At 48.7% G+C, this 1693-nt stretch carries 2 protein-coding genes; one reads left to right on the top strand and one right to left on the bottom strand.

Going from position 1 to position 1693, the window contains the following annotated elements; translation table 11 throughout:
- Positions 1-92: 92 nt before the first annotated feature.
- Positions 93-443: a DUF2513 domain-containing protein gene (locus tag B9Y90_RS26015; protein WP_085543157.1), complete on the bottom strand. Its 351-nt coding sequence runs from the start codon at positions 441-443 to the stop codon at positions 93-95.
- 981 nt (positions 444-1424) lie between these two features.
- Between B9Y90_RS26015 and B9Y90_RS26000 the strand changes: the two genes are divergently transcribed.
- The coding region (locus B9Y90_RS26000; protein ID WP_085543158.1) for a regulatory protein GemA at positions 1425-1693 on the top strand (269 nt) is incomplete at its 3' end.

Here is a 1693-nt window from a genome sequence, read left to right as displayed (position 1 = left end):
GTCGGCATGGTTCGAGCGAGCAGATGCCACCGGCTGAATATGAAAACCTATATTATCAACGGCTCAGAAGTGTCTAGATTATCCGTGGCGATTCAGACCAGGGGGGCTTCAGCAAGTTCTTTTTTGATCCTCTCCAGCACGGGAGGTTGATGTAACGCCTTAGCGAAATCATGCCCGCTTTGTGTTAACCGTATCGGCACGTTTCGTATACCAATCCTGCGGCTCATAGTGTATACCAACCCAATGGCCGCAGGGTCTCCTGTCTCCAGTTTTGCGTTGGAAATGAGTCTGTTATCAACCAGCAATAACAGATGAAATAAGAATTTATCCTCCTCTTCTCCGCTTTCTTCGGGAAACCCCATCTGGCTTAGCGTGATAAATGGCCCCTCAGCTTCGAGAAACTTGTCCAGCATTCGCTTTAATTCATCAAAATCAATCTTCATCGCTCATCCTTATCGTAATTATTTGACGCAGATATTTCGCAATCGGAAGCATTCCCACCAACAAAAGTGGGTAGCAGCGATCTCTATAGCGGGCAATGTGTTGATTTATTGTTCTGAATCAATTTTATGCAAGAGAATCTGAAAGTTGCGTCATTTTTGTGTTGGTGCTTACGAAAATATTGGGTTTTTCACGAGAAAATGTTTCTGGCATTTAGGAGGTGAAATGATAATTTTCTTGTTGATTTGGTTTTCGGTGGCTATTTACCTGATGGTTCGCCCTGGTAGGTTTATGCAGTTCTTAGGGGTTGTCTTATCTCTATTTTTAGGTGCTCTTCTCCTTGCTTGTGGAAGTCCATTCATAGGCGCAATTGCGGCAGGGGCTTCCTGGGGATTAGCGTCCGGAATCAGGAAGGATCGCATGATGAAACGTAAGCTTTTCAGATAAGACTGCCCGCAGTGGTGCTTAAAAATCCACCCCATACTGACGGATGTCATATTGAGTTTCTTATCGTTGGGGGCGCTATGTTTATCCAACATCTGGTGTGTTTGCTGTGCTTTGTGGCCATAGCGCCAGCTTCGGCATTCATTGCCTGGCTTTTCGCGAGGTTAAATAACAGCGGAAAGGAGCATTTTATGAAAATACTTGCCCTCGTGGTGTTTGTAGTCACTCTGTTGGTGTTTACTGCCCTGATGTTGGCTTTTGCCCGCCGGGCACGGTAGCAGGCTGTTTCGGGTTTGTGGGAATGAGGGAGAGCTCCGGGTTATGGAACATCGAATTATCATCATGTACATCCTGGTGATCCTTTTGGGGATCGTCTGGGTGAATGATGGTCGAAAAAAGTGAGCATTGACTTTATAATTGAGCTGTGATCCAATTTAACCGTTAAAACTGAACACTGAACTGGCCCAAAGCCCCGCCCTCGTGCGGGGCTTTTTATTATGGCTACTTCCGTTTTTCCTCTCTCATTTGAGGCCATTTCCATGAGACGTAATCTGATCCGCCTCGTCCACACCGGTAAAACCTGCCTCGGATGGGACGATGAAACCTATCGCGATGTGCTGGCCCGCCAGACCGGAAAGCGCTCGGCGGGCGACTGCTCCGACACGGAGCTGGAAAAAATGGTGCTGTATATGCGTACTCAGGGCTTCGCTCCTTCATCCCATGGTCGCCGCCCGCGCGTGGCCACCGGGCGACGGGCGATGCTGGGCAAGATTGAGGCCCTGCTGGCGGAAGCGGGCAGGCCGTGGGC

This window comes from Cedecea sp. NFIX57 (assembly GCF_900177785.1).
Lineage (GTDB): Bacteria > Pseudomonadota > Gammaproteobacteria > Enterobacterales > Enterobacteriaceae > Cedecea > Cedecea neteri_C.
This window is presented reverse-complemented; position numbering and strand designations above follow the sequence as displayed.

What these genes read in the sequence shown, in the direction of transcription:
- B9Y90_RS26015 (WP_085543157.1), bottom strand. Translation starts at nt 443, where the DNA reads ATGAAGATTGATTTTGATGAATTAAAGCGAATGCTGGACAAGTTTCTC.